This window comes from Paracoccus sp. PARArs4, assembly GCF_947311865.1.
GTDB lineage: Bacteria > Pseudomonadota > Alphaproteobacteria > Rhodobacterales > Rhodobacteraceae > Paracoccus > Paracoccus zeaxanthinifaciens.
Map to the genome: position 1 here is coordinate 135,896 of NZ_CAMZMW010000006.1, position 25,990 is coordinate 161,885.

At 67.6% G+C, this 25,990-nt stretch carries 23 protein-coding genes and 1 riboswitch; of the genes, 11 read left to right on the top strand and 12 right to left on the bottom strand.

Going from position 1 to position 25,990, the window contains the following annotated elements; genetic code table 11:
• The first annotated feature begins 61 nt into the window (after positions 1 to 61).
• Complete coding sequence (locus QMZ16_RS06910) at positions 62 to 1,351, top strand: O-acetylhomoserine aminocarboxypropyltransferase/cysteine synthase family protein (protein ID WP_282602671.1); 1,290 nt, start codon at positions 62 to 64, stop codon at positions 1,349 to 1,351.
• Between the two features lie 56 nt (positions 1,352 to 1,407).
• Here QMZ16_RS06910 and QMZ16_RS06915 read toward each other — a convergent pair whose 3' ends face one another.
• The gene (locus QMZ16_RS06915) at positions 1,408 to 2,793 is read right to left on the bottom strand and encodes an NAD-dependent succinate-semialdehyde dehydrogenase (RefSeq protein ID WP_282602672.1); all 1,386 of its coding nucleotides are present in this window, start codon (positions 2,791 to 2,793) and stop codon (positions 1,408 to 1,410) included.
• A 181-nt stretch (positions 2,794 to 2,974) separates the two neighbouring features.
• On the opposite strand from QMZ16_RS06915, the gene QMZ16_RS06920 reads away from it, so the two are divergent.
• Positions 2,975 to 4,006, top strand: a complete 1,032-nt coding sequence (locus QMZ16_RS06920) for a tartrate dehydrogenase (RefSeq protein WP_282602673.1) — start codon at positions 2,975 to 2,977, stop codon at positions 4,004 to 4,006.
• Positions 4,007 to 4,095: 89 nt separating this feature from the next.
• Entirely contained in the window at positions 4,096 to 5,421 is a 1,326-nt protein-coding gene (locus QMZ16_RS06925) for an esterase-like activity of phytase family protein (RefSeq protein ID WP_282602674.1), read from the top strand.
• Positions 5,422 to 5,442: 21 nt separating this feature from the next.
• Here the strand turns inward: QMZ16_RS06925 and QMZ16_RS06930 are convergent, their stop codons facing one another.
• From QMZ16_RS06930 to QMZ16_RS06945, 4 genes are all read right to left on the bottom strand, one after another.
• Positions 5,443 to 6,618: an MFS transporter gene (locus QMZ16_RS06930; RefSeq protein ID WP_282602675.1), complete on the bottom strand. Its 1,176-nt coding sequence runs from the start codon at positions 6,616 to 6,618 to the stop codon at positions 5,443 to 5,445.
• A 159-nt stretch (positions 6,619 to 6,777) separates the two neighbouring features.
• A complete protein-coding gene (locus tag QMZ16_RS06935; RefSeq protein ID WP_282602676.1) occupies positions 6,778 to 7,233 on the bottom strand; it encodes a host attachment family protein in 456 nt (151 codons plus the stop codon).
• Entirely contained in the window at positions 7,233 to 7,466 is a 234-nt protein-coding gene (locus QMZ16_RS06940) for a hypothetical protein (RefSeq protein ID WP_022706184.1), read from the bottom strand. Before QMZ16_RS06940 ends, QMZ16_RS06935 begins: the two co-directional genes overlap by 1 nt.
• Before the next feature lie 65 nt (positions 7,467 to 7,531).
• Positions 7,532 to 8,152 (bottom strand): LuxR family transcriptional regulator, encoded by a 621-nt coding sequence (locus QMZ16_RS06945; protein WP_022706185.1) that lies wholly within the window; start codon positions 8,150 to 8,152, stop codon positions 7,532 to 7,534.
• A 135-nt stretch (positions 8,153 to 8,287) separates the two neighbouring features.
• Between QMZ16_RS06945 and QMZ16_RS06950 the strand changes: the two genes are divergently transcribed.
• Both QMZ16_RS06950 and QMZ16_RS06955 read left to right on the top strand, forming a co-directional pair.
• Positions 8,288 to 8,497: a hypothetical protein gene (locus QMZ16_RS06950; protein ID WP_022706186.1), complete on the top strand. Its 210-nt coding sequence runs from the start codon at positions 8,288 to 8,290 to the stop codon at positions 8,495 to 8,497.
• Between the two features lie 13 nt (positions 8,498 to 8,510).
• Positions 8,511 to 9,125: an acyl-homoserine-lactone synthase gene (locus QMZ16_RS06955; protein ID WP_022706187.1), complete on the top strand. Its 615-nt coding sequence runs from the start codon at positions 8,511 to 8,513 to the stop codon at positions 9,123 to 9,125.
• On the opposite strand, the gene QMZ16_RS06960 is transcribed toward QMZ16_RS06955, so the two are convergent.
• The 4 genes from QMZ16_RS06960 to QMZ16_RS06975 are packed head-to-tail and all read right to left on the bottom strand — an operon-like array spanning position 9,122 to position 12,640.
• On the bottom strand, positions 9,122 to 10,624 hold the full coding sequence (locus QMZ16_RS06960) for an ABC transporter permease (protein ID WP_282602677.1): 1,503 nt from the start codon (positions 10,622 to 10,624) through the stop codon (positions 9,122 to 9,124). The two genes, QMZ16_RS06955 and QMZ16_RS06960, sit on opposite strands and share 4 nt — an antisense overlap.
• Positions 10,614 to 11,267, bottom strand: a complete 654-nt coding sequence (locus QMZ16_RS06965; protein WP_282602678.1) for an ATP-binding cassette domain-containing protein — start codon at positions 11,265 to 11,267, stop codon at positions 10,614 to 10,616. Before QMZ16_RS06965 ends, QMZ16_RS06960 begins: the two co-directional genes overlap by 11 nt.
• A complete protein-coding gene (locus QMZ16_RS06970; RefSeq protein WP_282602679.1) occupies positions 11,267 to 12,118 on the bottom strand; it encodes a putative selenate ABC transporter substrate-binding protein in 852 nt (283 codons plus the stop codon). The genes QMZ16_RS06965 and QMZ16_RS06970 overlap by 1 nt, the downstream gene beginning before the upstream one ends.
• A gap of 57 nt (positions 12,119 to 12,175) precedes the next feature.
• On the bottom strand, positions 12,176 to 12,640 hold the full coding sequence (locus QMZ16_RS06975) for an Lrp/AsnC family transcriptional regulator (protein ID WP_022706191.1): 465 nt from the start codon (positions 12,638 to 12,640) through the stop codon (positions 12,176 to 12,178).
• A gap of 109 nt (positions 12,641 to 12,749) precedes the next feature.
• Here QMZ16_RS06975 and putA point away from each other — a divergent pair, with 109 nt between their 5' ends.
• Positions 12,750 to 16,139, top strand: coding sequence for a bifunctional proline dehydrogenase/L-glutamate gamma-semialdehyde dehydrogenase PutA (putA, locus tag QMZ16_RS06980; protein WP_282602680.1), 3,390 nt, complete (start codon positions 12,750 to 12,752; stop codon positions 16,137 to 16,139).
• Here the strand turns inward: putA and QMZ16_RS06985 are convergent.
• Positions 16,136 to 17,371, bottom strand: a complete 1,236-nt coding sequence (locus tag QMZ16_RS06985) for a Hint domain-containing protein (RefSeq protein ID WP_282602681.1) — start codon at positions 17,369 to 17,371, stop codon at positions 16,136 to 16,138. The genes putA and QMZ16_RS06985 overlap by 4 nt on opposite strands.
• A gap of 199 nt (positions 17,372 to 17,570) precedes the next feature.
• Positions 17,571 to 17,691, top strand: a riboswitch (TPP riboswitch).
• 117 nt (positions 17,692 to 17,808) lie between these two features.
• On the opposite strand from QMZ16_RS06985, the gene thiC reads away from it, so the two are divergent.
• Both thiC and QMZ16_RS06995 read left to right on the top strand, forming a co-directional pair.
• A complete protein-coding gene (gene thiC / locus QMZ16_RS06990) occupies positions 17,809 to 19,587 on the top strand; it encodes a phosphomethylpyrimidine synthase ThiC (RefSeq protein ID WP_282602682.1) in 1,779 nt (592 codons plus the stop codon).
• 242 nt (positions 19,588 to 19,829) lie between these two features.
• On the top strand, positions 19,830 to 21,614 hold the full coding sequence (locus QMZ16_RS06995) for a Hint domain-containing protein (RefSeq protein WP_282602683.1): 1,785 nt from the start codon (positions 19,830 to 19,832) through the stop codon (positions 21,612 to 21,614).
• A 3-nt stretch (positions 21,615 to 21,617) separates the two neighbouring features.
• On the opposite strand, the gene QMZ16_RS07000 is transcribed toward QMZ16_RS06995, so the two are convergent.
• On the bottom strand, positions 21,618 to 22,796 hold the full coding sequence (locus tag QMZ16_RS07000; RefSeq protein WP_282602684.1) for a pyridoxal phosphate-dependent aminotransferase: 1,179 nt from the start codon (positions 22,794 to 22,796) through the stop codon (positions 21,618 to 21,620).
• A gap of 17 nt (positions 22,797 to 22,813) precedes the next feature.
• A complete protein-coding gene (locus QMZ16_RS07005) occupies positions 22,814 to 23,464 on the bottom strand; it encodes a TetR family transcriptional regulator C-terminal domain-containing protein (RefSeq protein WP_282602685.1) in 651 nt (216 codons plus the stop codon).
• A 178-nt stretch (positions 23,465 to 23,642) separates the two neighbouring features.
• On the opposite strand from QMZ16_RS07005, the gene QMZ16_RS07010 reads away from it, so the two are divergent.
• The 3 genes from QMZ16_RS07010 to QMZ16_RS07020 all read left to right on the top strand — a co-directional run bounded on the left by QMZ16_RS07010 (position 23,643) and on the right by QMZ16_RS07020 (position 25,984).
• A complete protein-coding gene (locus tag QMZ16_RS07010) occupies positions 23,643 to 24,410 on the top strand; it encodes an ATP-binding cassette domain-containing protein (protein WP_282602686.1) in 768 nt (255 codons plus the stop codon).
• Between the two features lie 19 nt (positions 24,411 to 24,429).
• The gene (locus QMZ16_RS07015; RefSeq protein ID WP_282602687.1) at positions 24,430 to 25,200 is read left to right on the top strand and encodes a transporter substrate-binding domain-containing protein; all 771 of its coding nucleotides are present in this window, start codon (positions 24,430 to 24,432) and stop codon (positions 25,198 to 25,200) included.
• A 64-nt stretch (positions 25,201 to 25,264) separates the two neighbouring features.
• Positions 25,265 to 25,984 carry an ABC transporter permease gene (locus tag QMZ16_RS07020; protein ID WP_282602688.1) on the top strand — a complete coding sequence of 240 codons (720 nt, stop codon included), beginning with the start codon at positions 25,265 to 25,267 and terminating at the stop codon, positions 25,982 to 25,984.
• The last annotated feature ends 6 nt before the right edge of the window (positions 25,985 to 25,990 follow it).

Here is a 25,990-nt window from a genome sequence, read left to right on the forward strand (position 1 = left end):
CGATTGCAGCGAAGGGCGGGCTGCGCTTAACCTTCGGCCCGAACACGGGAAGGGGGAAATCATGACCGGAAACACCAGGGGCTTCGACACGCTGGCCGTCCATGCAGGGGCCGAGCCGGACCCCGCGACGGGCGCGCGGCAGGTGCCGATCTATCAGTCCACGTCCTATGTCTTTCGCGATGCGGAACATGCGGCGCGGCTCTTCAACCTCGAAGAGGTGGGCTATATCTACTCTCGCCTGACCAACCCTACAGTCAGCGCGCTGGCCGCGCGGGTCGCCGCGCTGGAGGGGGCCGCGGGCGGGATCGGCTGTTCATCGGGCCATGCCGCGCAGATCATGGCGCTGTTCCCGCTGATGGGACCGGGGCGGAACGTGGTGTCGTCGTCGCGGCTCTATGGCGGGACGATCACGCAGTTCAGCCAGACGATCCGCCGCTTCGGCTGGTCGGCCAAGTTCGTCGATACCGATGATCTGGACGCCGTCCGCGCCGCCATCGACGAGGACACCCGCGCCCTGTTCTGCGAGACGATCGCCAATCCTGGCGGCTATGTCACCGATCTGGACGCGATGGCCGCCATCGCGGACGAGGCGGGCATCCCGCTGATCGTGGACAACACGACGGCGACGCCGTTCCTCTGCCGCCCTATCGACCACGGCGCGACGCTGGTGGTGCATTCGGCGACGAAATACATGACCGGCAACGGCACCGTCACCGGCGGGATCGTGGTGGACAGCGGCAAGTTCGACTGGTCGGCCTCGGACAAGTTCCCGTCGCTGTCGCAGCCGGAACCGGCCTATCACGGGCTGAACTTCCACGGCGCCTTGGGGCCGATGGCCTTCACCTTCCATTCCATCGCGGTGGGCCTGCGCGATCTGGGCATGACGATGAACCCGCAGGGCGCGCATTACACGCTGATGGGGATCGAGACGCTTGGCCTGCGGATGGAACGCCATGTGGCGAACGCCAAGGCCGTCGCGGAATGGCTGGAAAAGGACCCCCGGATCGAGGGCGTGACCTATGCGGGCCTCGCCTCGTCCCCCTGGGCCGAGCGTGCGCAGCGGATCGTGCCCAAGGGTGCTGGCGCGCTGTTCACGGTGGCGGTCAAGGGCGGCTATGACGCCTGCGTCAAGCTGGTCGACAGCCTCGAGCTGTTCAGCCATGTCGCCAATCTGGGCGACACGCGCAGCCTGATCATCCACCCCGCATCGACCACGCACCGCCAGCTTGAGGAAGATCAGCAGATCGCCGCAGGGGCCGCGCCGAACGTGGTGCGCATCTCGATCGGGATCGAGAATGTGGACGACATCATCGCGGATCTGGACCAGGGCCTGACCAAGGCCACCGCCTGATGCGAAACGCCCCCGGCCATCACGGTCGGGGCGTCCTTCGTTCATGCAAGGTCGGCTCAGGCGGCCTTGGGCGGCAGGAACACGGCCTTCGCGTTCACGAATTCATGCATGCCGAAGCCGCCATGCTCGCGGCCGTAACCCGAGTTCTTCACGCCGCCGAAGGGCATGTTCGGATCGGCTGCGCCGAACGAGTTGATGCGCACCATGCCGGTGTCGAAATGCTTGCGGGCAAGGCGCACGGCCTTTTCCTCGTCCTGCGAGAAGATGCCTCCGCCAAGGCCATAGCGGCTGTCATTGGCGATGCGCATCGCATCCTCGTCGTCCTTGGCGCGGATGACGGCGGCGATGGGGCCGAAGATCTCGTCGTCATAGGCGGGCATGCCGGGCTTCACGTCACCCAGAACCGTCGCCGGATAGAAGGCGCCCGGACCTTCGGGCTTCTTGCCGCCGCAGAGGATCTTCGCGCCGTTCTTCACGCTGTCCTGCAGCTGGTCGTGGATCGTGTCGCGCTGATCGACGCTGCTCAGCGGGCCAAGCTGGGTGTCGTCGTCGCTCGGGTCGCCGACCTTGATCTTGTCCATCTGTTCCACAAAGGCCGCGACGAACCGGTCATAGACCTTGTCGGTGACGATGAAGCGCTTGGCGTTCACGCAGGTCTGGCCGTTATTGTACAGCCGCCCCATGACCGAGGTCTTCACGGCAAGGTCGATATCCGCGTCTTCCAGCACGAGGTAGGCGTCGTTCGAGCCCAGCTCCAGCACCGATTTCTTCAGCGCCGAGGCCGCCTTCTCGCCGATATGCTGGCCGGCCTTGTCCGAGCCGGTCATGGTGACGCCGCGGACCATGTCATGCGCGATGATCTTGTCGGACACGTCATGGCCGATCAGCACGACACCGAACAGGCCCTTGGGCAGGCCGGCTTCCTCGCACAGCTCGCGCAGGCGCAGACCGCTGCCGGTGCAGATCGAGGCATGTTTCAGCACGCAGCCATTGCCCGCCATCAGCGCGGCGGCCAGCACGCGCACCGGCTGGTACAGCGGGAAGTTCCACGGCTGGACCGAGTAGATCACGCCGATCGGCTGATAGGTGACGATCCCGCGGTTGCCGTCGCCATAGGTCCGTTCCTCGTCGGCCAGCGCCTTGGGGCCCTGCTCGGCGGTGTATTCGAAGATCGCGGCGCAGATCTCGACCTCTTGCCGGGCGTCGTTCAGCAGCTTGCCGACCTCGTCGGTCATCAGGCGGGCCAGCTCTTCCTTGTTCTCGCGCAGCTTGGCGGCGATGTCCTTCAGGAACGGCGCGCGTTCCTCGTGGGTCTTCTGCGACCAGTCCAGAAAGGCATCGTGGCTTGCCTTGACGACATCGAAGGCCTGCGCCTCGGACATCTTGTCATAGGATTTGATTTCCTTGCCGGTGGTCGGATTGACGGTGGTGATCGTCGACATGGATGTCTCCTTTCGTGTTGCACCAAGAACGACGATTTCCCCGCCCCCGTTCCTGCCCGCGCCCCGCACGATTTATTGAGCGGCCTTCGGGAACCCGACCTGCACGTCCTGCAAAATCCGCTTTACCCTGCGGCAGTGCTGCGCCATTCAGGCGTCACGCCACAAGATCACGAGGTTCCCCATGTCCATGCAGCGCATCGCACTCATCCCCGGTGACGGCATCGGCGTCCCGGTCACGCAGGCGGCCATGCGCGTCGTCGCGGCCAGCGGCGCATCGGTCGAGACGCAGACCTTCCCCTGGTCCTGCGACTACTACCTGGAACATGGGCAGATGATGCCCGCCGACGGGATCGAGACGCTGCGCGGCTTCGACGCGATCTTCCTCGGCGCGGTCGGCTGGCCCGCGCGCGTGCCCGACAGCGTGTCGCTGCACGGGCTGCTGCTGCCGATCCGCAAGGCCTTCGTGCAATATGCCAATATCCGCCCCCACCGCCTGCTGCCCGGCGTCGAGGGCCCGCTGCGCAGGACCGGCTTCGACATCCTGTGCATCCGCGAGAATACCGAGGGCGAGTATTCCGGCGCGGGCGGCCGCGTCCACCAGGGCACCGACGACGAGGTCGCGGTCGAGACCTCGATCTTCACGCGCACCGGGGTCGAGCGCATCCTGCGCTTCGCGTTCGAGCAGGCGATGACGCGCCGCCGCAAGCTGGCATCGGTGACGAAGTCCAACGCGCAGCGCCACAGCATGGTCTTCTGGGACGAGATGACCGACAAGCTGGCCGCCGAATATCCCGAGGTCGAGGTCAGCCGCTATCATATCGACGCGATGTGCGCGCGGATGGTGATGCACCCCGACAGCCTTGACGTGGTGGTCGCCTCGAACCTGTTCGGCGACATCCTGACCGACCTGGGTGCGGCGATCCAGGGGGGCCTGGGCTTCGCGGCATCGGCCAACATCAACCCCGACCGCAGCGCACCGTCGATGTTCGAGCCCGTCCACGGATCGGCCCCCGACATCGCGGACAAGGGGATCGCCAACCCGATGGCTGCCTTCTGGTCGGCGGCGATGATGCTGGACCACCTGGGCCAGTCCGAACCCGCCGCCCGCATCATGGCCGCGATGGAGGCCGCGACCGCGCAGGGCATCGGCACCGTGCCGGGCCGCGACACGACCGACGCGATCACCGATGCGGTGCTGGGCCATCTGGGCTGAAACTGTCGCGGGACCTTCACGGTCCCGCCACCCGCCTGTCACTGGGCGAAATTAGGACCCGTGGTCAGACACTTGACCAAAGGTATCCGATGACCCGCACCATCCTTGCAGCCCTTCTGGCCACCGCCGCCGCCGCCCATGCAGACGCCCCCCGCTTCGATGCGGTGCTGAAGGGCCACGCCATCCTGCCCGCCGACACGCTTCTGGACGCCCCCGAGGATGCGCCGGCATCGCTGCGCGCCTCGGGGCGCTTCACCGGCGAGGGCAACCGCCGCGACCTGTCGGAACCGGGCGACGGCCCCGCGATGCCGCTGGCGGGCCAGCCGCTGCAGGGCTTTTCCGGCATCAAGGCCGTGGGCGACGGCAGCTATGTCGTGCTGACCGACAACGGCTTCGGGACCAAGCGCAACTCGCCCGACGCGATGCTGTTCTTCTCGGTCGTGACGCCCGATTTCGATGCGGGCACGGTCGCGGTCGATCGCACGGTGTTCCTGAACGACCCCGACCGCGTGATCCCCTTCCCCATCGTGACCGAAGCCACCGACACGCGCTATCTGACGGGCGCGGATCTGGACCTCGAGGGGTTCCAGCTGGTGGGCGATCACATCGTCATCGGCGAGGAATTCGGCCCCTTCGTCATCGTGGCCGACCGCGAGACCGGCCGCATCGCCGAGTTTCACGAGACGGTCGTTGACGGCCGCACCGTGATGTCGCCCGACAATCCCTTCATCCAGCTGCCCGATCCCGGCGCGGATGCGCCCGAGTACGACGCCAAGCGGTCACGCGGTTTCGAGGGGTTCGCGGGTTCGGTCGACGGGCAGCTGCTCTATCCGATGCTGGAAGGTCCGCTGTGGCGCGACGGCGCGTGGGAAACGGTCGAGGATGGCCGCACCGCGCTGCGCATCCTGGAAATGAAGGCCGACAGCCGCGAATGGACCGGGAATTCCTGGCTCTATCCGCTCGAGGCGGAAAACCACGCCATCGGCGATTTCAACATGATCGACGAGACCCGCGGCCTGGTGATCGAGTGCGACGGCGGCCAGGGCGACGCCGAACTGGCCTGCGAAGGCGAGGCGACCGAGGGCTGCTTCGAAAATCCCGCCCGCTTCAAGCGCGTCTACATGATCGACATGGCGGGCGTGGAGGCGGGCGAGCCGGTCCACAAGGTCGCGCATATCGACCTGCTGGACATGGCCGACCCCGATGGCATCGCCCGCCAGGGCAAGCGCGAGGACGGGCGCTTCACCTTCCCCTTCGTCACGATCGAGGATGTGGACATCGTCGATGACAGCCACATCATCGTGGGCAACGACAACAACTATCCCTTCTCGATGGGGCGGGACATGAACACGCAGGACGACAACGAGCTGATCCTGCTGGAGGTCGGCGACTTCCTGAAGGCGCGGGCCGAGTAAGGCCCGCGCCCAAGGGGGTCGTCACGCGGTGACGGCCCCGACTTGGCGATCGGCGCGGCCCGACAGGCGGACCAGCACGATGCCACCGGCCACGATCGCCGCGCCGATGAAGGGTGCGGCGGTCAGGCCCATCCCCTGCACGACCATCCCGCCGATCCAGGCCCCAAGCGCGATCCCCAGGTTGAACGCGCCGATGTTCAGCCCCGAGGCGACATCGACCGCGTCCGGGCTGACCTCTCGGGCGATCTGCACGACATAGGATTGCAGCGGCGGCACGTTGGCGAAGGCGAAGCCGCCCCACAGGGCCACGACCGCGATGGCCGCCACGGGCGAGGGCAGCGCCACGCCAAGCGCCGCCAGCATCACGGCCAGACCGCCGAAGATCACGGTCAGCGCGGGCACCGGACCCATCCGGTCGGCCAGCTTGCCGCCGATGATGTTGCCTGCCGCGACCGAGGCGCCATAGACCAGGATCACGATGCTGACCGCCCCTGCGCCAAGGCCCGTCACCTCGTTCAGCATCGGCGCAAGATAGGTGAAGGCCACGAAGTTGCCGCCATAGCCGACCGCCGTGATCGCATAGACCAGGAGCAGCCGCCCCGAGGTCAGCACCCGCGCCTGCGCCCGCAGGCCCGGCGCGCTGGCCTGGCGCAGGTTCGACGGAACCAGCACCGCCGAAGCGATCAGCCCCAGGATGCCAAGCGCCACGACGCCCAGGAAGGTCGACTGCCAGCCGAATGCCTGCCCGATCCACGTCCCGAGCGGTACGCCCGTCACCAGCGCGACGGTCAGGCCAAGGAACACCAGCGCGATGGCCGAGCTTTCACGCTCGCGGTCCACGAGGTCGGTCGCGATGGTCGAGGCGATGGCGAAGAACACGCCATGGGCAAGCCCGGTGGCAAAGCGCGCGGCGATCAGCGCCTCGTAGGACGGGGCGAAGGCCGCGAAGGCGTTGCCCGCGATGAACAGGACCAGCAGCGACAGCAGCAGCCGCTTGCGCGGCATCCGGCCCGCCAGCGCGGTCAGGACGGGCGCCCCGATCGTCACGCCAAGCGCATAAAGGCTGACCAGCAACCCCGCCGAGGGCAGCGAGACGCCCAGATCGGCGGCGATGGTGGGGATCAGGCCGACGATCACGAATTCCGTGGTGCCGACGGCGAAGGCGCTGATGGTCAGCGCCCAAAGGGCAAGAGGCATTGGATCACTCCATCCGTTCGAATTGACTGGCGAACAGATGGACGCGCGGAGGCTTTGCGTGAACCGACAGTTGTGGAAAGGGTCGTTGCGCGGGGCGCACGAATAAGGAAAGGCCGCCCGCGATGGGCGGCCCATTCCGGTGTCAGGCCAGTTCCGGTGTCAGGCCAGTTCGGCCCGAAGCACCTTCTCGATCTGGTCCAACGGGTGGTTGGTCAGGGTCTTCGGAACCTCGCCCACCACGCGGGATGCGACCTCCTTGTGCATCTTGTCGCGCAGCTCGGCCAGAACCTTGGGCGCGGCGATCAGCACGATCCGGTCGAAACGGCCCTTGTGGGCGCGTTCGTACAGCATCTCGGCCAGGTGGTCGGCAAAGCGTTCCTTGGCAAGCTGGTGCCAGTCGGTATCCTCGTAGGCCGACCGGCCCGAGCCGACGCTCTGATGCTGACGTCCGGGGCGGTTGGCGGATTGCTCGCGGTCCGAGGGGTTCTCCTGCTTCTCCTCGTCGTGGATGCGCAGGTCCAGCAGGTCCTGGTCGCCGTGATTGACAAGGAACAGCGCCTTTTCGCCATCCGCGATCAGGACCCAGGTGCCATTGGTCAGGTTATCAAGCGACATCAGCGGTTCTCCTCGCCCAGGTTCGAGGTTCCGGGCTTTTCCTCGTCGGCCTTGTGGGGGCGGGTGGTGCCCGCGGGCTTCTCGGCCGTGCGCTTCATCTCGTCCTCGGTGCCGATGGCGCGGGCCAGGTTGCCGCCCTCGCGCCCGCCATGCGCCGGAGCGCCTGCCGGATCGTCACCCAGGATACGGTCGGTATCGCGGCTGCCGTCCTTGGACTGAATTCGTTCTGCCATGATGTCCTCCGCAGTCGTTGTGCAGGGGACCAACACGGGCGTTCGGGCCGCAGTTCCTTATCGCCTCAGGACAGGTAGTTCCGGGCGACCGCGATGGCGACGGCCTGCGTGCGCGTCTTGGCCCCCAGCTTGCTGCAGGCCTTCAGCGCACGCTGCTTGACGGTCGATTCCGCGATCCCGAGGCTTTCGGCAGTGTCCGATTGGCCAAGCCCGTCGCGGAAGCAGCGCAGCACCTCCAGCTCGCCCGCGGTCAGGGCGGCGCGGTTCGTGACCAGGTCCGTCCACAGCGTGAAGCGCGCCTGCGCCATCGAGATCTCGTCATCGGTGAATTCGCGATCGGGATGGGACAGGGTCAGGAACGACCGCTTGCCCGCCACCTTGCGAGAGATCGCGACGCCATAGTTCAGCCGGAAGGACCGCGCGGCGTTCATCACCCCGCGAAGGTCGGGAATCCGCACCTCGGACCAGCGCGCGGAACCGTCATGGGTCATCGTCCACATGGCGATGGGATCCCCGAAGAAATAGTTGCGATCCTCGTAGATGCGCCGCCACGCGTCGGGATAGGCGTTATGCAGGTGCTCCGGCCCCCGATAGGTCAGGTTGAACCCCATGATCCAGCCCGTGGGTGCCAGCTCGTGCATGCGGGCGATCTCTTCGTCGAAATTCGGGATCAGGTCGTGCAGCATGGGCCCTCGGCTATGGTTAACCATAGCATATGTCTTTTCGGACATACTGAAAAGGCAACCTAATCGGTTTTCACGCGACTTTCACGCCTGGTGGTACCATCCATTTCGGATCGTCCATCCAAAAGGAGAAATCGAATGGATACCGGTACCAGGGAACCCAAGCTGGCGACTGCCGAGTTCAGCCGGGACATGGTCGAGACCATGCTCGCCTATTTCGACGCCTATGCCGACGAAGGTGTCCTCAAGGTCGAAGTTACGTCCTGGGGGTTGTGGCTTCCCAACAAAGTCACCGGCGGGCGCCAGTTCCTCGGCCTCGCGAAGCTTCCCGATTGCATCAAGCAGTAAGAAAGGACCGACCATGCAGGACGCACCCATCACCATCGACACCATCAGCCTGCCGCGCGACATGCATCGCTTCGACCTGGTGGCCAGCTTCTTCAAGCTGCGCAAGCAGATCTTCGTGGACCGCATGTCCTGGCCCCTTCACCACGCCGAGGGGATCGAGTTCGAGCAGTACGACACCTTCAACGACACCGTCTATGTCATCGCGCATCGCAACGGCCAGGCCGTCGGCGGGGCGCGGCTGAAGCCCACCGATTGCAGCTTCGGGGCGGGCAGCGTCGTCTACAGCTACATGATCCGCGACGCGCATCTGGGGCTGCTGCCGGGGATGCCGACGAACCTGTGCCATGACGAACCGCCCGTCGATCCGCGCGCGTGGGAGCTGACGCGCTTTGCCGCCCTGCCCGTGCCGGGCCTGGCCGAGCGCATCCTCGAGGCCTCGAACGACTACCTGTTCGGGATCGGCGCAAGCGACTGCCTGTTCCTGGGGCCGCCCGCCTTCCTGCGCATGGCGACGCGCCTTGGCTGGACCCCGCAGAAGATGGGCGACCTGGTGTCGAACGACGACGGCAAGTTCCTGGCCTTCTCCTGCGCGGTGCGCCAGCCCGAGATGCCTGCCATGGCGGCCTAGCAGGAGGCGGCCGTCCTCGACGGGGTTTCGTTCACGATCAGCCTGCCCGCGCCCAACCGCGCGCGCAGGCTGCGCGACGTTCTGTCGATCGCAACCGTCACCAGCGCCGTCGCGACCAGGATCACGACGGCGCGGTCCATGCGCAGTTCCGCGATGGCGTCGTCCAGGAAGAACCCGAGCGTGGCGATCCCCAGGATCCCCATGATCGCTGATTCGCGGATGATGATCTCCCACCGGTAGAGGCACAGCGCCACGAAGCTGCCGAACAGGCGCGGCGCGATTTCCCAGCCCCACAGCGTCAGCCCGCGCGGCGCGTCGGGGCGCAGGGTCAGGCCGCGCGCCTGACGGCCCAGAAGATGCGCGATGATCGCCCCGTTATGCAGCGCCAGCGCAAGGATCGCGGGCAGCATCGACGGGCCCCAGACCTGCAGGAACAGGAAGGCCAGCATGTATTCGGGAAAGGACCGCAGCACGACCAGCACAAGGTTCCCGATCCACGCGCCCACGCGGCCTGCGACGCGCGGCACCACCAGCGCCTGCCCCGCGAAGGCCACCAGCCCGGTCAGGACCAGCGCGATCTGCGCCACGACCATCGTGGCCCACAGTCCCGGCAGGATCGCGCCCGTCAGCATGTCCCACGCCCAGGGCGCCAGCGATGCGGGATCGCCCTGCCGCAGCGGCGCGGGCACGATGTCGCTGGTCAGGAACCGCCACAGCGCGCCCCGCCCCATCGGCGGCGCATCGACCTGCGACATGACGGCGGCGGCGGCCAGCAGCCAGCCCGCCACCAGCCGCGGGCGCATCCACAGCCGCACCGTTCCGATCAGCGCGACATAGATGACCATGACCGCCCCCGCCGCGCCGTAATGGCCCTGCCGGAAGAAGGTATCCAGCTGGAAGCCCAGTGTCGGCAGCCCTACGAAGCCCAGCACAGCCGAGGACCGCAGCCCGCATTCCAGCCGATAAAGCGCATAGCTGGCCATCTCGGGCCGCGCCAGGGGCACCCGCGCCCAGAGGAACCTGCTCAGCGGATCGACCCTGTCGCCCAGCCAGTCCGAGGGGCGGCGGTCGGCCTCGTCCAGGATCTCGGACATGACCTTGGCGAAGATCCCCGCATAGGGCAGCGCGATGGCCAGCACCCCCGTCCAGGCGCCGATGCCCAGCACCTGCATCAGCAGCAGCGCCCAGAACAGCTCATGCACCGAACGCAGCGCGATGGCCGTCCAGCGCACCCCGCGCATGGCATAGAAGGGCGCCATCAGCAGCCCCGCCACCCCGCCAAGCGCGACACCCGCGATGGCGAAGCCGACCGTCAGCGCGACGGCCCACAGGATCTGCTCGATCCCCGCGAAATCGGGCGACAGGAACCCCCGCGCCATGCGCGACAGCGCGGCCCAGGGGTCGTGCCCCGCGACCGTCAGATCGGCGAAGGGCAGCAGGATGACGGCCAGCGCCGTGAAGCCCGCAACCACCGCCAGCCGCGAGATCCTAGCGGGCATAGAGATCCTCGACCGTGGCGGCGTCCAGTTCGGCGATGGGCGCGTCGATCAGGATGCGCCCGCCCCGCAGGCCGATCACCCGCGTCGCGAATTCGCGGGCCAGGCCCACATCGTGCAGCGCAAGGATCGCGGTGGGAAAGGCCGCGCGGATCTCGGCCGCAAGGGCCGTGGCCTGCACGGGATCGACGGCCGACAGCGGCTCGTCGCCCAGGATGACGTCACCGCCGCGATGGATGGCGCGGGCCAGCGCGACGCGCTGCTGCTGGCCGCCCGACAGCGCCTCGACCGGGCGGTCGGCCTCGGGGGTCAGGCCCACGCGGGCCAGGACCGCCAGCGCGGCATCGCGGTCCGCGCGGCGCGGACGGATCAGCGTGGCCAGGTTGCGCAGCGCCCCGTGATCGTCCAGCCGCCCCATCAGCACGTTGCGCAGCGCGCTCAGCTGCGGGACCAGCGCGGTATCCTGCGGCACCAGCGCGACGCGCCGGTCGCCAAGCGCGCGGTGCAGCGCGCCCAGCAGCGTCGATTTCCCCGACCCGCTGCGGCCCAGCAAGGCCACGCGTTCGCCGGGACGGACGGTCAGCCGGACATCCGACAGCACGGGCGTGCCGCCGTGACCCAGATCCTGGCCGTCCAGATGCAGCATCAGTCCAGCAGGTCCAGCTGGCGGGCGACATCCTCGATCGGGGCATAGTCGTCGTTCGTGGCCGGGATGAAGCCCTCGCGCGGGAAAGCCGCCAGCAGCTCGGGATCGTCCATGCCGATCAGCGCGGCCTGCACGCGATCGGCGAAGCCTTCGCCCCAACGCGCATCGACATCGCCGCGGATGGTCCAGTTGTAGTCGGGATAGGGCGGCGTCTTCCAGACGACCTTGGCGGTCTCGACCTCGGGGGCGCCTTCGGCGACGGCCTGGTCATAGACGGCAAAGTTCAGCGCGCCCACGTCCCACGCGCCCGATGCGACCAGCCGCAGCGTCTGGCTGTGATCGCCCGAGAAGCCGACGCGGTCGAAGAACGCCTCGGGCGCCTCGCCGGTCTCTTCGCGGATGTGGAATTCGGGCATCAAGCGACCCGAGGTCGAGGTCTTGGCGCCGAAGGTGAAGGACATGCCCTTCGCGGCCTCGGGGAAGGCGTCGGATTCGGTCAGGCCGGTTTCGGTGTTCGCGATGAAGTAGGTCACGAATTCCGCATCCTCGGTGCCCTGCGCGATGGCGCGGGCATCCTCGACCAGCAGGCGGGCCTGCACGCCGGACAGGCCGCCGAACCATGCCAGCTGCACCTGGTCGTTGCGGAAGGCGGTGACCGCCGCGGGATAGGATTTCACGGGCACGAACTCGACCGGGACGCCAAGCTCGTCGGTCAGGTATTCGGCCACGGCGCCGAAGCGTTCGGCCAGGCGGGTCTCGTCCTCGTCCGGGATGGCCGAGAAGTAGAGCGTGTCCTGCGCCTGCGCGGCGCCGGCAAGCAGCATCAGAAGGGCGGTGAGGCGGGCGATCATCCGGGGAACCTTTCGCAGATTGTCAGTGCCCCCATTACCAACCGCCGCCCCCGCCCGCTAGAGCGTGGCGCCGTTTTCCTCGACCACCGCCTCCATCGCGACATGGCTGGAGGTTCCCAGCACGAAGGGCAGCGTCGAGATGCGTTCCGCCATGATCTGCCGGTAATGCGCCATGTCGCGCGACCGCACCTTGATCAGATAGTCGAACCCCCCCGCGATCATGTAGCATTCCTCGACCTCGGGGATGGCGCGGACGGCCTCGTTGAAGGCATCCAGCGCCTTCTGCCGCGTGTCGCTGACGCGCACCTCGACATAGGTGACATGGGTCAGGCCCAGCCGCACGGGCGACAGGATCGCGCGGTAGCCGGTGATCAGGCCCGCATCCTCCAGCTGCTTGATGCGGATGGCGACGGGCGTCTTCGACAGGCCCACCTTGCGCGCCAGTTCCGTCACCGGGATGCGGGCATTGGCGGTCAGTTCGGCCAGGATGCGGCGGTTGATCGGGTCGAGGATCTCTGTCATGTCTGAAAAACGGTCCCATTTCGGTCTGAACGACCATCGCATGGGGCATCATTGGTCACAATGCCCATTCGTCGCGCTGTATGCTGGCGCAAAGACCAAGGATCACGCCATGAATTTCGATTCCTCCGCCAAGTTCCAGCCCGAAGCCCCGCTGCTGGCCCGCCTGATCGCCGATGCGAACCTCGATGCCGCCACGCGGGCGCGCATCTCGGGGCGTGCGGCCGATCTGGTCCGCGCCATCCGCGCGCAGTCGCGCCCCACCATGATGGAGGCGATGCTGGCCGAATACGGGCTGTCCACCCGCGAAGGGATCGCCCTGATGTGCCTGGCCGAGGCGATGCTGCGCGTCCCCGACCGCGCCACCATCGACGCGCTGATCGAGGACAAGATCGCGCCCTCGGACTGGGGGCGCCACCTGGGCGAAAGCTCGTCCAGCATGGTCAACGCCTCGACCTGGGCGCTGATGCTGACGGGCCGCGTGCTGGCCGAGGAAAGCCCCGGCATCGCGGGCACGCTGCGCGGGGCGATCCGCCGCGTGGGCGAGCCCGTCATCCGCACCGCCGTCACCCGCGTCATGCGCGAGATGGGCCGCCAGTTCGTTCTGGGCCAGACCATCGAGGACGCGCTGGACCGCGCCCGCGGACAGGAGGCCAAGGGCTATACCTACAGCTATGACATGCTTGGCGAGGCCGCGATGACCGCCGAGGATGCAGCCCGCTATGCCGCCGAATACCGTGCGGCCATCGCGGCCATCGCGAAATCCTGCGACAAGGGCACGGTCGCGAAGAACCCCGGCATCTCGATCAAGCTGTCGGCCCTGCATCCCCGCTACGAGGTCGCGCAAGAGGCCCGCGTGATGGAGGAACTGGTCCCCGTCGTCCGCGACCTGGCCCGCCAGGCCCGCGCCGCCAACATGGGCCTGAACATCGACGCCGAGGAACAGGACCGGCTGGCCCTGTCGCTGCGCGTGATCGAGGCCGTGCTGCCCGATCCCGAACTGGCGGGCTGGGACGGTTTCGGCGTCGTGGTCCAGGCCTATGGCAAGCGCGCGGGCGCGGCGATCGACCGGCTCTATGCGCTGGCAGAAGCATCCGACCGACGCATCATGCTGCGCCTGGTCAAGGGCGCGTATTGGGATACCGAGATGAAGCGCGCCCAGGTCGAGGGGTTGCAGGACTTCCCGCTGTTCACCGCCAAGACCGCGACCGACGTGTCCTATGTCGCGCTGGCGCGCAAGCTTCTGGGCATGACCGACCGCATCTATCCGCAATTCGCGACGCATAACGCCCATTCGGTCGCCGCCGTCCTGGAAATGGCCGACGGCCAGCCCTTCGAGTTCCAGCGCCTGCACGGCATGGGCGAACGCCTGCACGACATCGTGCTGAAGAACGAGGGCACCGCCTGCCGCATCTATGCCCCCGTGGGCAAGCACCAGGACCTGCTGGCCTATCTGGTGCGCCGCCTGCTGGAGAACGGCGCGAATTCCAGCTTCGTGAACCAGATCGTCGACGAGGAGGTCACCCCCGAGGAGATCGCCGTCGACCCCTTCGACGCGCTTGAGACCGCGCAGGCGCCCGCGTCGCTGGTCGCGCCCGACGCGATCTATGGCGAGGGGCGCGTGAACTCGATGGGGTTCGACCTGACCGCCGATGACGTGCTGGCCCGCATCGACCAGGCCCGCCGCGTCGACTTTGCCGATGCCGGTCCGATCACCGCCTGCGAGGCCAGCGGCCCGCAGGTGCAGGTCCTGAACCCCGCCACCGGTGCGCCCGTCGCGATGGCCGGCCATGCCGATGCCGCGACCGTCGATGCGGCCATCGCCGCCGCCGCGCCCTGGGATGCCGCACCCGCCGAACGCGCCCGCATCCTGCGCCATGCCGCCGATCTCTACGAGGCCGATTTCGGTCCGATCTTCGCCCTGCTGGCCGCCGAGGCCGGCAAGACGATGAACGACGCCGTGGCCGAGCTGCGCGAGGCGGTCGATTTCCTGCGCTACTATGCCGCGCAGGGCGAAGGCCGCACGGATGCCCCGCGCGGGCGCATCGCCGCGATCAGCCCCTGGAACTTCCCGCTGGCGATCTTCACCGGCCAGGTCACGGCCGCGCTGATGGCCGGGAACGCGGTCCTGGCGAAACCGGCCGAGCAGACCACCCTGATCGCCGCCCATGCCGTGCGCCTGCTGCACAAGGCGGGCGTCCCCGCATCCGCGCTGCAGCTGCTGCCGGGCGACGGTGGCGTGACGGGCGCCGCCCTGACCGCCGATCCGCGCATTGACGGCGTCGTCTTCACCGGCGGCACCGACACCGCGCAGCTGATCGCACGCAGCGTGGCCCGCAACATGGCCCCCGGCACGCCCCTGGTGGCCGAGACCGGCGGCCTCAATGCCATGATCGTGGACAGCACCGCCCTGCCCGAACAGGCCGTGCGCGACATCGTGGCCTCCAGCTTCCGCAGCGCGGGCCAGCGCTGTTCGGCGCTGCGCTGTCTTTACGTGCAAGAGGACGTGGCCCCGCACCTGATCCGCATGATCAAGGGCGCGATGGACGAGCTGCGCGTGGGCGATCCGTGGCACATCTCGACCGATGTGGGTCCGGTGATCGACGACGAGGCACGCCAGGGCATCGCGGATTACCTGGAAGCCCATCGCGACCGTATCCTGCATTCGATCCCCGTGCCGCAGGGCGGGCACTTCATCGCGCCGACGCTGATCCAGGTGGACGGCATCCAGCAGATGGAGCGCGAGATCTTCGGCCCCGTCCTGCATGTCGCGACCTACAAGGCCCGCGATCTGGACCGCGTGATCGAGGCGATCAACGCGCGCGGCTACGGCCTGACCTTCGGCCTGCACACCCGCATCGACACCCGCGTGCAAGAGGTGACGGACGCGGTGCATGCGGGCAACCTCTATGTGAACCGCAACCAGGTCGGCGCGACGGTGGGCAGCCAGCCCTTCGGCGGCGAGGGGCTATCGGGCACCGGACCCAAGGCGGGCGGGCCGAACTATCTGCCGCGCTTCTATGCCCCCGAACCCGGCCAGCCCGGCACCGCATGGGACCGCGCGGACGATCCCGCACGCATCGCCCGCGCATTGCAGGACGCCCCCGCAGGCGCCCCGCGCGACGAGACGCTGATGCCCGGCCCCACCGGCGAGTTGAACCGCCTGGCATCCCTGCCCCGCGGTCCCGTTCTGTGCATGGGTCCCGGCACCGCGGCGGTCACCGCGCAGGCGCAGGCCGTCGAGGCGCTTGGCGGTCAGCCGGTGCAGGCGCAGGGCAGCCTCGATCCGCAGGCGCTGCGCGATCTGCCGGATCTGGCGGCGGTCCTGTGGTGGGGCGACGAGGCGACGGGCCGCGCCATGGCCGAGGCGCTGGCCCTGCGCGACGGCGCGCTGGTTCCGCTGATCGCGGCCAGGCCCGACCGCGCGCATCTGCGCCACGAACGCCACCTGTGCGTGGACACCACCGCGGCAGGTGGCAACGCCACCCTGCTGGCGGGCTAGGACAGGACCGGTCGCTCGTTCTTCAGGTGACGGGCGACCAGCCGCTTCTGACGGGCGGCATCGGGGACGTGGCGCGCCATGGGCCGCGCGTCCCCGCGCCGCAATTCGGGAAAGATCGTGAAGATCTCCTCTCGGCCCTCGTCGGTGATGCTGTCCATGGCCTGCGGGCCGGTATGCAGGCTCTCGGCGGGGGCACCCTCGGCCAGGACGATCTCGTGCCGGTCGAACATCAGGTGAAGATAGGTGACCTGCGTCACCTCCTTATCGACGAAGATCCCCGGCAGCGCGGTCAGCCGGATCGCGGGCAGCAGCACCTCCCGTTCGCCGAACATCCGTTCCGCGATGGCCGAGGACAGAAGGATGCGATGCTGGCGCGACACCAGCAGGTCGCGGCGCGGCAGCCCGCCGCCAAGCGCGCCAGAAAGGATGCGGACGGGGCGCAGCCGGGGGTTCGCCTCCATCTCGGGGCGGGTGATGCGGCGGCTGCCGACCCATGACAGCGGGCGCGGGCCGGAATCCTCGGTCAGGACCATGTCGCCCGGGCGCAGCGCCCGCACCGGAACCGCACCCGCAGGGGTCGCGATCAGCGTATCCGCCGCGAAGCAGACGACGCCCTGGTTGACGTTGAAGCCGGTCCCGTTCGGGTTGTTCACCCCGCTGCCATTCGCCACGACCCAGTTCGAAGTGTCCGAGACGCTTGCGATGACCTCTTCGCGGGTCGCGGTGGCGGGCAGGACGGCATCGCCCACCCATTCCATGTAATCGTTGTCGCCGTCGATGATGACCGCCCCGTTCGAGGTGGTCAGCCCCGTCCCGGTCAGGTTCGGTGTCTGGGCATCGTTGCCGTCGGCCTCGTTGCCGATGACGGCGATGAAGTTGGTGGGCGTCACGATGTCGCCGTCGCGGGTGCCCTGGAACGCCCAGAACATCTCGTTCGCGCCCGCCAGCGAGAAGCCTCCGCGGATATAGTCCAGCGTCCCCCCGGCATCCACGCTGGCCGAGCGGGTGGTCGTGTCCATGTCCACCGTCACGACGGTCCCCGGCGCGATGCCGCCTGCGGGAACGGTCCACTCCATCAGCTGCTCGTTTCCGAAGAAGCTGGTCCCGTTCCATTCGTCATCGGTGAAATAGATGACCTCGCCCGCGACCAGCGGAACGGTCGTGATGAAGGCCGCGTCGTTGTTGTCGGTATCCCAGCCGACAAAGATCAGATCACCGGGCGCAAGGGGCATGTCGCTTCCTTCGTCTTATCGGGTTGTCCATCGGGATCAGGCTAGCCGCCGCAGCACCGGCCCGCGCCTGCACAAAGGGCCAGTCGCTACCCAACAAGCATAGCACGCCTGTCCTTTGGGATAGTGCGACCGATCATCCCGGTCGGGTTTTCCGGCATCTCGCCAGCGCTTGACGCCACCGCCGGATCGGTCCACCCTGCCCGCACGTCAGGGGAGTCCCGCCAAGGGGACTGAGAGGCAGACGGGGGGAAACCCCGGTGACGCGACCCTTAGAACCTGAACCAGTTGATGCTGGCGTAGGAAGACCGAAGGGCAATCCCGCGAACCTTTGAAACAGGGTGCGGTCCTTTCGGGCCGCTGATGGCCCCTGCGCGGGCCGGACCGGTCCGCTTTCTGCCAAGGCTTTCACACTGGCTTTCCGCATGAGGAGACCCGGAATGAAAGACACGATCCCCGCAATCACCACCGGCCCGCTGCCGGCCTCGACCAAGATCCACGTGCCGGGCAGCCTGCACGACATCCGCGTGCCGATGCGCCGGATCGACCTGACCACGGGCGAGGGGCTGACTGTCTATGACAGTTCGGGCCCCTATACCGACCCCGACATCGCGATCGACATCGCCCGCGGCCTGCCACCCGTGCGCGGCGCGTGGCAGCGCGATCGCGGCGACGTGGCGCCTTATGACGGGCGCGCGGTGACGGATGCCGACAATGGCTTTGCCACCGGCGCTCGGCTGGTCGCGCCCTTCCCGCAGGCCCGCCAGCCCCTTGCGGCCACGGACGACCGTGCCGTGACGCAGCTCGCCTATGCCCGCGCGGGCATCGTCACGCCAGAGATGGAATTCGCCGCCATCCGCGAGAACGAGGGCCGCATCGCCGCCCACACGACCGATGGCGACCCGATGGGGGCCGTCCTGCCCGACCTCGTGACCCCGGAATTCGTCCGGGACGAGATCGCGGCGGGCCGCGCCATCATCCCGGCCAACATCAACCACCCCGAACTGGAGCCGGTCGTCATCGGCCGCAACTTCAAGGTCAAGATCAACGCCAATATCGGCAACTCGGCCGTGACCTCGTCGATGGAGGAAGAGGTCGAGAAGATGGTCTGGGCCATCCGTTGGGGGGCAGACACGGTCATGGACCTGTCCACCGGTCGCAACATCCACAACATCCGCGACTGGATCCTGCGGAACGCGCCCGTGCCCATCGGGACCGTGCCGCTGTACCAGGCGCTGGAGAAGGTCGGCGGCGTGGCCGAGGACCTGACATGGGAGATATTCCGCGACACGCTGATCGAACAGGCCGAGAAGGGCGTGGATTACTTCACCATCCACGCGGGCGTGCGGCTGCACATGATCCCGATGACCGCGAAACGCGTGACCGGCATCGTCAGCAGGGGCGGCTCGATCATGGCGAAATGGTGCCTGCACCATCACCGCGAAAGCTTCCTCTATGAACATTTCGACGAGATCTGCGACATCTGCCGCCGCTATGACGTCAGCTTCAGCCTGGGCGACGGGCTGCGTCCGGGGTCCATCGCCGATGCCAACGACCAGGCGCAATTCGCCGAGTTGCACACCCTAGGAGAGCTGACGAAGATCGCATGGGCCAAGGACTGCCAGGTCATGATCGAGGGGCCGGGTCACGTGCCCATGCACAAGATCAAGGCCAACATGGACGAGCAGCTGAAGCACTGCCACGAGGCCCCCTTCTATACCCTCGGGCCGCTGACGACCGATATCGCGCCGGGCTACGACCACATCACCAGCGCCATCGGCGCGGCGATGATCGGCTGGTTCGGGACTGCGATGCTCTGCTATGTCACGCCCAAGGAGCATCTGGGCCTGCCCGACCGCGACGACGTGAAGACCGGCGTGATCACCTACAAGATCGCGGCCCATGCGGCGGATCTTGCCAAGGGGCATCCCGGCGCGCAGGCCCGCGACGATGCGCTGTCCAAGGCCCGGTTCGAGTTCCGCTGGATCGACCAGTTCAACATCGGCCTCGACCCCGACACCGCGCGCGGCATGCATGACGAGACGATGCCCGCCGAGGCCCACAAGGTCGCGCATTTCTGTTCGATGTGCGGGCCGAAATTCTGCTCGATGCGGATCAGCCACGACATCCGCGCCGAGGCCGAGAAGACCCGCGGCATGGAGGAGATGGCCGAGAAGTTCCGCGAGGGCGGCAGACTGTACGTCCCGGTCGAGGACTGACGGCCTCCCTCCCCGCGGGGAAGGTCTGCGGGGAAGGTTCGAAACACGCAGAGGGCGAGAAGCATCGTGCGGCAGGAATTGCTGCGCGATGCGAAAACATGCGGCATCCGGCATGTGTAAGTGCTGAAAATCCTTCTTTCCACCTAACCGAAAGGTTAGGTTTCTCGTTAAGGTTAACACAACCCGGACGAGAACGGCCCCGTGCGGCGTTCGATACCGGGCCCTGATGCGGGATGCTGCCCATGACCCTCGAGACCGTCGATCCCGGTTCCGACCTTCTGCGCCACCTGACGATGGTGCAGGTCAAGTTCTCGGGGGTGCATATCGGCGGCGGGATCTATCTGACGGCGAACCATCGCCCATCGGAGGGGGGGGCAAGCTCGGCGACGCCACAGCGTGGGCTGGATGGCGAAACATCGTCGCATCGGGCCGAAGAATCCGATTTCACGCTGCCTGCCGATTCGACCACATGGGACGATTACAAGGACCCGGACGGCTTCGTCTATGCCGGCTATGACATCGCGATGCAGGCCGACGCCCGCGCCGAGGGCGAGCGGTACGACGGCCCGGCAGCACCGATGCTGATCATGTCCGATCCGGCGGACCTGATCGGCGCGCAGGCTTGGGTGACGGGCTATCTCTCGAACCCGACGGACGGAACGACCCGCTACGAAACCCCTTACGAGACGTCCGGCACGATCGCGGGCTCGGTGGATTACGATGTGAACGGCGATCCGGGGCGGACCTGGAACGTCACGGGCGTCCAGGTCGAAGGCGGCATGAGCGGTGGCGGAACTTGGGCAACCTATACCACCCCTGACGGCCAGACCGGCGAATACCTGATCGGGACCGCGGCCAGGACCTATGGCAGCGGCGGCTACTCTACCGATCTGTCGGCGCAGTATCACGACCTTGCCGCCGCGATCGAGGCGTTGGATGGCGAGGATGCCCGCAGCGCGGACGACTTCGCCCGGAATACTCTGGTCTCCGGCCAGTCCGCCGGTTCGAGCGATACCACGGTGATCGGGACCTTCTTCCACGAAGACCTCTGGGGCGGCGTCAACGACGATCTGCTGTTCGGGGCGGGCGGCGACGACAGGCTGTGGGGCGGCGATGGCGACGACACGCTGGACGGTGGCGACGGCCACGACACCCTGACGGGGGGCGCGGGGCGTGATGTCTTTGCCGGCATGGGGTCCGGGAACGACGTCATCACCGATTTCGACGCCACCGAGGACGTGATCGACCTCGCCAGCTTCTTTCCCAGCATGGCCGCATTGCGCGACGCCTGCACCGAGAACGCGGACGGCTCGATCACCATCATGCTGGCGGCTCCCGGCGCGACCGCGACCGGACAGCTGACGCTGGTCGGCGTGTCGGCAGCCCAGCTGAACGGCGCCGCGCTGATGGTGACGTGCTTCGCGTCGGGCACCATGATCCGCACCCCGCACGGCCCCCGCCCGATCGAGGCGCTGACCGATGGCGACCTGGTGCTGACGCGCGACAACGGCGCGCAGCCCGTCCTGTGGAAGGGCACCCGCGCCATGTCGCCGGTCGAGCTGCTGTGCCAGCCGCAGCTGTGCCCCATCCGCATCCGCGCGGGCGCGCTCGGCCCGGGCTGCCCTTCGGCGGACCTTGTCGTCTCACCCCAGCACCGCATCCTGATCCGGTCGGGCATCGCGCGGCGCATGTTCGGCGCCTCGGAGGTGCTGGTGGCCGCCAAGCAGCTTCTCGGGATCGATGGGATCGAGGCGATGCCGCCCTCGGCGGTCACCTATCACCACATCCTGCTGCCCCGCCACGAGATCGTCTTCGCGAACGGCGCCGAGGCCGAGACCTTCTTTGCCGGTCCGCAGGCCATGGCCGCGCTGGACGACGCGCAGCGCGACGAGATCCTAGCGATATTCCCCGAGCTGCGCGACGGCCCCATGCCGGGGGCGCGCACCCTTCCCTCGGGGCGGCAGGGGCGGCAACTGGCGATGCGGCACCGCAAGAATGCCCGCCCGCTGGTCGCCGCCCTCGACTGATCCTCAGGCCGGGACGGCCATCGCCGCGCACAGCTCGGCGATGCGGGTCATCGCGTCCTCCATCACCTCGTCTGGCACGGTCAGCGCGATGCGCACCAGGTTCGCGGCCTCGGCCCCGAAAGAGCTGCCGGGCATGACCGCCACGGATTTCTCCTGCATCAGGCGCCATGCGAAGGCGTCGCCGTCAAGACCGGTGCCCCCCACATCGACCATGATGAACATGCCGCCGCGGGGCATGTCGGCGCGCAGGCCCGGTATCGCCTGCACGGCCCGCTGCACGATCCCCGCGCGGCGCGCGAAGGCGGTGCGAAGCCTGTCGGCGGTATCGACATGGCCGCGCAGCGCAGCCTCGGTCATGTCCGCGATGAAGGGCTGGTTGCCGAACAGCATCGTCTCCGAGATGGGCAGAAGCCGGTCGCAGAATTCCTCGGGTCCGATGGCCCAGCCGCTGCGGAAGCCCGTCGCCGCGAAGGTCTTCGAGATCGACGAGACGACCACGACCCGATCCCTCAGGCGCGCGATCTGCAGGGGGGATGCGAATTCGCCCGCGAAGATCAGCTTCTCGTAGACCTCGTCGCAGACGATCCACAGGTCATGGGCGACGGCCAGATCGCCGATGCGTTCCAGCACGTCCATGGGGATGATCGCGCCCGTCGGGTTGTGGGGCGTGTTCAGCAGCAGGACGCGGCTTTCGGGGGTGATCGCGGCGGCCAGGGCGTCGGGCTGCAGGACGAACCCGTCCTCCATCCGCAGGGGCACGGGCTGGACATGGGCGCCCGTCGCGCGGACGACGCCTTCATAGGTCGCATAGTAGGGATCGCCGATCAGCACCCCCTGCCCGTCCTGCACCAGCGCCTGCATCACGGCATAGAGCGCGGTCTGCGTGCCGGGGAAGCACAGGATGTTTCCGGGCGCGATCTCGGGCATGCGCGGGAGATAGGTGTCGATCAGGGCCTCGATCAGGTTCCCCTCGCCCCGCCCGTTGGAGTAACGGGTGCGGCCCGCGTTCAGCGCGTCGATGCAGGCGCGGATCAGCGCCGGATCAGTGGTGATGTCGGGCTCTCCGATGGTCAGCTCGATCACGGGATCGCCTGCCGCGATCGCGGCGCGCGCGGCATTGTGCAGCGCCCATTTGTCGCCGCCCAGATCGGCAAGCCTGTCGGTGATGTCGGCATAGCGCATGGCATGTGTCCCTTGTGTCATTGTCCCGCCCGATGGCGGAGAAGCGTTTCTTCCGGCAATCGCAGGATGTCCTCGGCGGCGCGAAGGCCGATGGCGGCCAGTTCGCGCGGATCGTACAGCCCGTGTTCCAGCGACCCTTCCAGCCACAGCCCGTCGATCAGCCCGTTCAGCGCGATGGCCAGCCGCCGGCAATCGGTGGGTGTCGCGGGCAGGTCATGGGCCACACGGACCGGCGCGATCATGACCTGCAGCATCTCCAGGAATTCGCGGTATCCGTCGCGGTGGATCGCGGCATAGGCGGCATCCGACCGGATCATCCCGATGAAGGTCGCCCAGAGCGACAGCTTGAAATCCGACAGGTTCGGGGCCGACAGGTTGGCCTCGACAAAGCCCGCCAGCCGCGCATCCGCATCCGTCCCGCCTAGATCGGCCTGTTCCGCGGCGGTCGAGATCAGCTGTCCGATCAGATGGGCATAGGCCGCGTGCAGCATCTCCTCCTTGGATGCGAAATAGTGCCGGATCAGTCCCGCCGACACGCCCGCCCGTTCCGCGATGCGCCGGGCCGAGGCCGCGTTGATCCCGCAATCCGCGATCACCGCCAGCGTGGCCTCCAGCAGGTCGTTGCGGCGCGCATCCTCGGACAGGCGCTGGAAGCTGCGCCGGGTCATGCCGGGGTGACTGCCCAATATACGGGCAGTGCGCATGCAAAAGGCAGATCCGCCCATTTTTCCATCGAAATGCAGCCTCCGTTCGGGTAACCACTGTCATCGCGGCGCTATTGTTTTACAGTCGTACAACAAGACGGGAAATTCAACCCGTCGACGCCACCAACGCGAAAGGACAGGAATGCAGGACGACCCCGCCATCCAGATCACCGATCTGCACAAGAGCTTCGGTGATGCGCATGTGCTTCGCGGCGTGACGCTGACGGCCCGTCCGGGCGACGTGGTGGCCGTGATCGGCGGGTCGGGTTCGGGCAAGTCCACGATGCTGCGCTGCATCAACCTGCTGGAACAGCCCAGCTCCGGCAGCATCGCCATCCGGGGCGAGGAATACCGCATGCGTCCCGGCCACGGCGGCCTCGTGCCCGCCGATCCGCGGCAGGTCCAGCGCATCCGCGCCCAGCTGGGCATGGTGTTCCAGAACTTCAACCTGTGGCAGCACCGCACCGTGCTGGGCAACGTGACCGAGGTTCCGGTCCATGTCCTGGGCCTGCCCCGCGCGCAGGCCGAGGACCGCGCCCGCGCCGCGCTGGAACGGGTGGGCATGGCCGACAAGGCCGATGCATGGCCCGCGCATCTGTCGGGCGGCCAGCAGCAGCGTGCCGCCATCGCCCGCGTGCTTGCGGTCGATCCGCTGGCCATGCTGCTGGACGAGCCGACCTCGGCGCTGGACCCCGAACTGGTGGGCGAGGTGCTGGCCGTGATCCGCGACCTGGCCGCCGAACGGCGCACGATGATCCTCGTGACCCATGAGATGCGTTTTGCCCGCGACGTCGCCAGCCACGTGGTCTATCTGCGCGACGGCAGGATCGAGGAACAGGGCCCGCCCGAGCAGATCTTCGGCGACCCCCGGTCGCCCCATCTGCGGCAATTCCTCGGGAATGCCGCGTGACACCGCAACAGGAGAGAACATGACACGCATCCTAGCAGCCCTTGCCATAGCAACCGGCCTTGCCACCCCGGCAATGGCCGAGGTCATGAAGGTCGGCGTCTCGGCCGAACCCTATCCGCCCTTCTACACGCCCGATGCCAGCGGCGAATGGACCGGCTGGGAGGTGGACTTCATGCACGAGATGTGCGCCCGCATCGGCGAGGAATGCGAAGTCACCCCCATCGCGTGGGAAGGCATCATCCCCGCGCTGAACACCGGCAAGATCGACATGATCGTGGGTTCCATGTCGATCACGCCCGCGCGCGCGGAACAGATCAGCTTCTCGGACAAGTATTACGACACGCCCACCGGCCTGATCGTCGCCAAGGGCAGCAAATACGGCAACAGCCCCGAGGCGCTGGAAGGCGCGATCATCGGCGCGCAGTCCGGCTCGATCCAGCAGGTCTATGCCGAGAAGTATTACGGCGACGTGGCCGGGCAGATCCGCGTCTACCAGACGCTGGACGAGGAACTGCAGGATCTTGCGGCGGGCCGGCTGGATGCCGTGATCGGTGACGCGCTGGCGATGGACCCGTTCATCAACTCGGATGAGGGACAGGCCTGCTGCGAATACCTGGGCGCGGTGCAGAACGACCCCGAGGTGCTGGGCTATGGCGTGGGCGTCGGCCTGCGCAAGGACGATACCGAGCTGCTGGGCCGCGTGAACGCCGCCATCGCGGAAATCCGCACCGACGGCACCTATGCCAAGCTGGCCGAACCCTGGTTCAACATCGACATCTACGGCGAGTGACGCCCGCTTGGCCGGCCCCGCCATCGGGGCCGGTCGCATCAGACACGACAGAACGGACGCGATCTTGTTTCAGTCCATCGACTTCGGGCTTCTGGCCCTGAACTCTCCGGGTTGGGGGGGCGCGCTGCTTGCGGGCTTCTGGCGCTCGATCCAGCTGGCTGCGGGCGGGTATGCCCTGGGCATCGTCATCGGCATCCTGGGCGCTGTGGCCAAGCTCTATGGCGGGCGGGTGTCCCGCGACCTGGCCGAAATCTATACCATGACCATCCGCGCGGTGCCCGAACTGGTGCTGATGCTGATCTTCTACTATGCGGGCACGGACCTGCTGAACCGGCTGATGGGCCTGTTCGGCGCCGGGGGCGTCGACGTGAACGGGCTTGCCGCGGGGATCCTGGTCATCGGCCTCGTGCAGGGGGGGTACACCACCGAGGTGATCCGCGCCGCGATCCTTGCCGTGCCGCGCGGCCAGATCGAGGCCGCGCATTCCTTCGGCATGTCCCCCATGCGCGTCATGCGCCGCATCACCCTGCCCGCCATGCTGCCCCATGCCATTCCCGGCATGGCGAACCTGTGGATGATCGCCACCAAGGACACCGCGCTTCTGGCGGTGATCGGCTTCAGCGAACTGACGCTGGTGACCAAGCAGGCGGCGGCCGCGACGCGGGAATATTTCCTGTTCTTCATCGCGGCGGGGCTTCTGTACCTGGTCCTGACGCTTGGATCGAATGTCGTCCTGCGCCTGTTCGAGCGCCATGCCCGCCGCGGCATGGTCGCCCCGCGCTGAGAGAGG

Bases quoted from the DNA above. Each gene is read 5' to 3' on its own strand.
- QMZ16_RS06910 (WP_282602671.1), top strand. From the start codon at position 62: ATGACCGGAAACACCAGGGGCTTCGACACGCTGGCCGTCCATGCAGGG.
- QMZ16_RS06915 (WP_282602672.1), bottom strand. From the start codon at position 2,793: ATGTCGACGATCACCACCGTCAATCCGACCACCGGCAAGGAAATCAAA.
- QMZ16_RS06920 (WP_282602673.1), top strand. From the start codon at position 2,975: ATGTCCATGCAGCGCATCGCACTCATCCCCGGTGACGGCATCGGCGTC.
- QMZ16_RS06925 (WP_282602674.1), top strand. From the start codon at position 4,096: ATGACCCGCACCATCCTTGCAGCCCTTCTGGCCACCGCCGCCGCCGCC.
- QMZ16_RS06930 (WP_282602675.1), bottom strand. From the start codon at position 6,618: ATGCCTCTTGCCCTTTGGGCGCTGACCATCAGCGCCTTCGCCGTCGGC.
- QMZ16_RS06935 (WP_282602676.1), bottom strand. From the start codon at position 7,233: ATGTCGCTTGATAACCTGACCAATGGCACCTGGGTCCTGATCGCGGAT.
- QMZ16_RS06940 (WP_022706184.1), bottom strand. From the start codon at position 7,466: ATGGCAGAACGAATTCAGTCCAAGGACGGCAGCCGCGATACCGACCGT.
- QMZ16_RS06945 (WP_022706185.1), bottom strand. From the start codon at position 8,152: ATGCTGCACGACCTGATCCCGAATTTCGACGAAGAGATCGCCCGCATG.
- QMZ16_RS06950 (WP_022706186.1), top strand. From the start codon at position 8,288: ATGGATACCGGTACCAGGGAACCCAAGCTGGCGACTGCCGAGTTCAGC.
- QMZ16_RS06955 (WP_022706187.1), top strand. From the start codon at position 8,511: ATGCAGGACGCACCCATCACCATCGACACCATCAGCCTGCCGCGCGAC.
- QMZ16_RS06960 (WP_282602677.1), bottom strand. From the start codon at position 10,624: ATGCCCGCTAGGATCTCGCGGCTGGCGGTGGTTGCGGGCTTCACGGCG.
- QMZ16_RS06965 (WP_282602678.1), bottom strand. From the start codon at position 11,267: ATGCTGCATCTGGACGGCCAGGATCTGGGTCACGGCGGCACGCCCGTG.
- QMZ16_RS06970 (WP_282602679.1), bottom strand. From the start codon at position 12,118: ATGATCGCCCGCCTCACCGCCCTTCTGATGCTGCTTGCCGGCGCCGCG.
- QMZ16_RS06975 (WP_022706191.1), bottom strand. From the start codon at position 12,640: ATGACAGAGATCCTCGACCCGATCAACCGCCGCATCCTGGCCGAACTG.
- putA (WP_282602680.1), top strand. From the start codon at position 12,750: ATGAATTTCGATTCCTCCGCCAAGTTCCAGCCCGAAGCCCCGCTGCTG.
- QMZ16_RS06985 (WP_282602681.1), bottom strand. From the start codon at position 17,371: ATGCCCCTTGCGCCCGGTGATCTGATCTTTGTCGGCTGGGATACCGAC.
- thiC (WP_282602682.1), top strand. From the start codon at position 17,809: ATGAAAGACACGATCCCCGCAATCACCACCGGCCCGCTGCCGGCCTCG.
- QMZ16_RS06995 (WP_282602683.1), top strand. From the start codon at position 19,830: ATGACCCTCGAGACCGTCGATCCCGGTTCCGACCTTCTGCGCCACCTG.
- QMZ16_RS07000 (WP_282602684.1), bottom strand. From the start codon at position 22,796: ATGCGCTATGCCGACATCACCGACAGGCTTGCCGATCTGGGCGGCGAC.
- QMZ16_RS07005 (WP_282602685.1), bottom strand. From the start codon at position 23,464: ATGACCCGGCGCAGCTTCCAGCGCCTGTCCGAGGATGCGCGCCGCAAC.
- QMZ16_RS07010 (WP_282602686.1), top strand. From the start codon at position 23,643: ATGCAGGACGACCCCGCCATCCAGATCACCGATCTGCACAAGAGCTTC.
- QMZ16_RS07015 (WP_282602687.1), top strand. From the start codon at position 24,430: ATGACACGCATCCTAGCAGCCCTTGCCATAGCAACCGGCCTTGCCACC.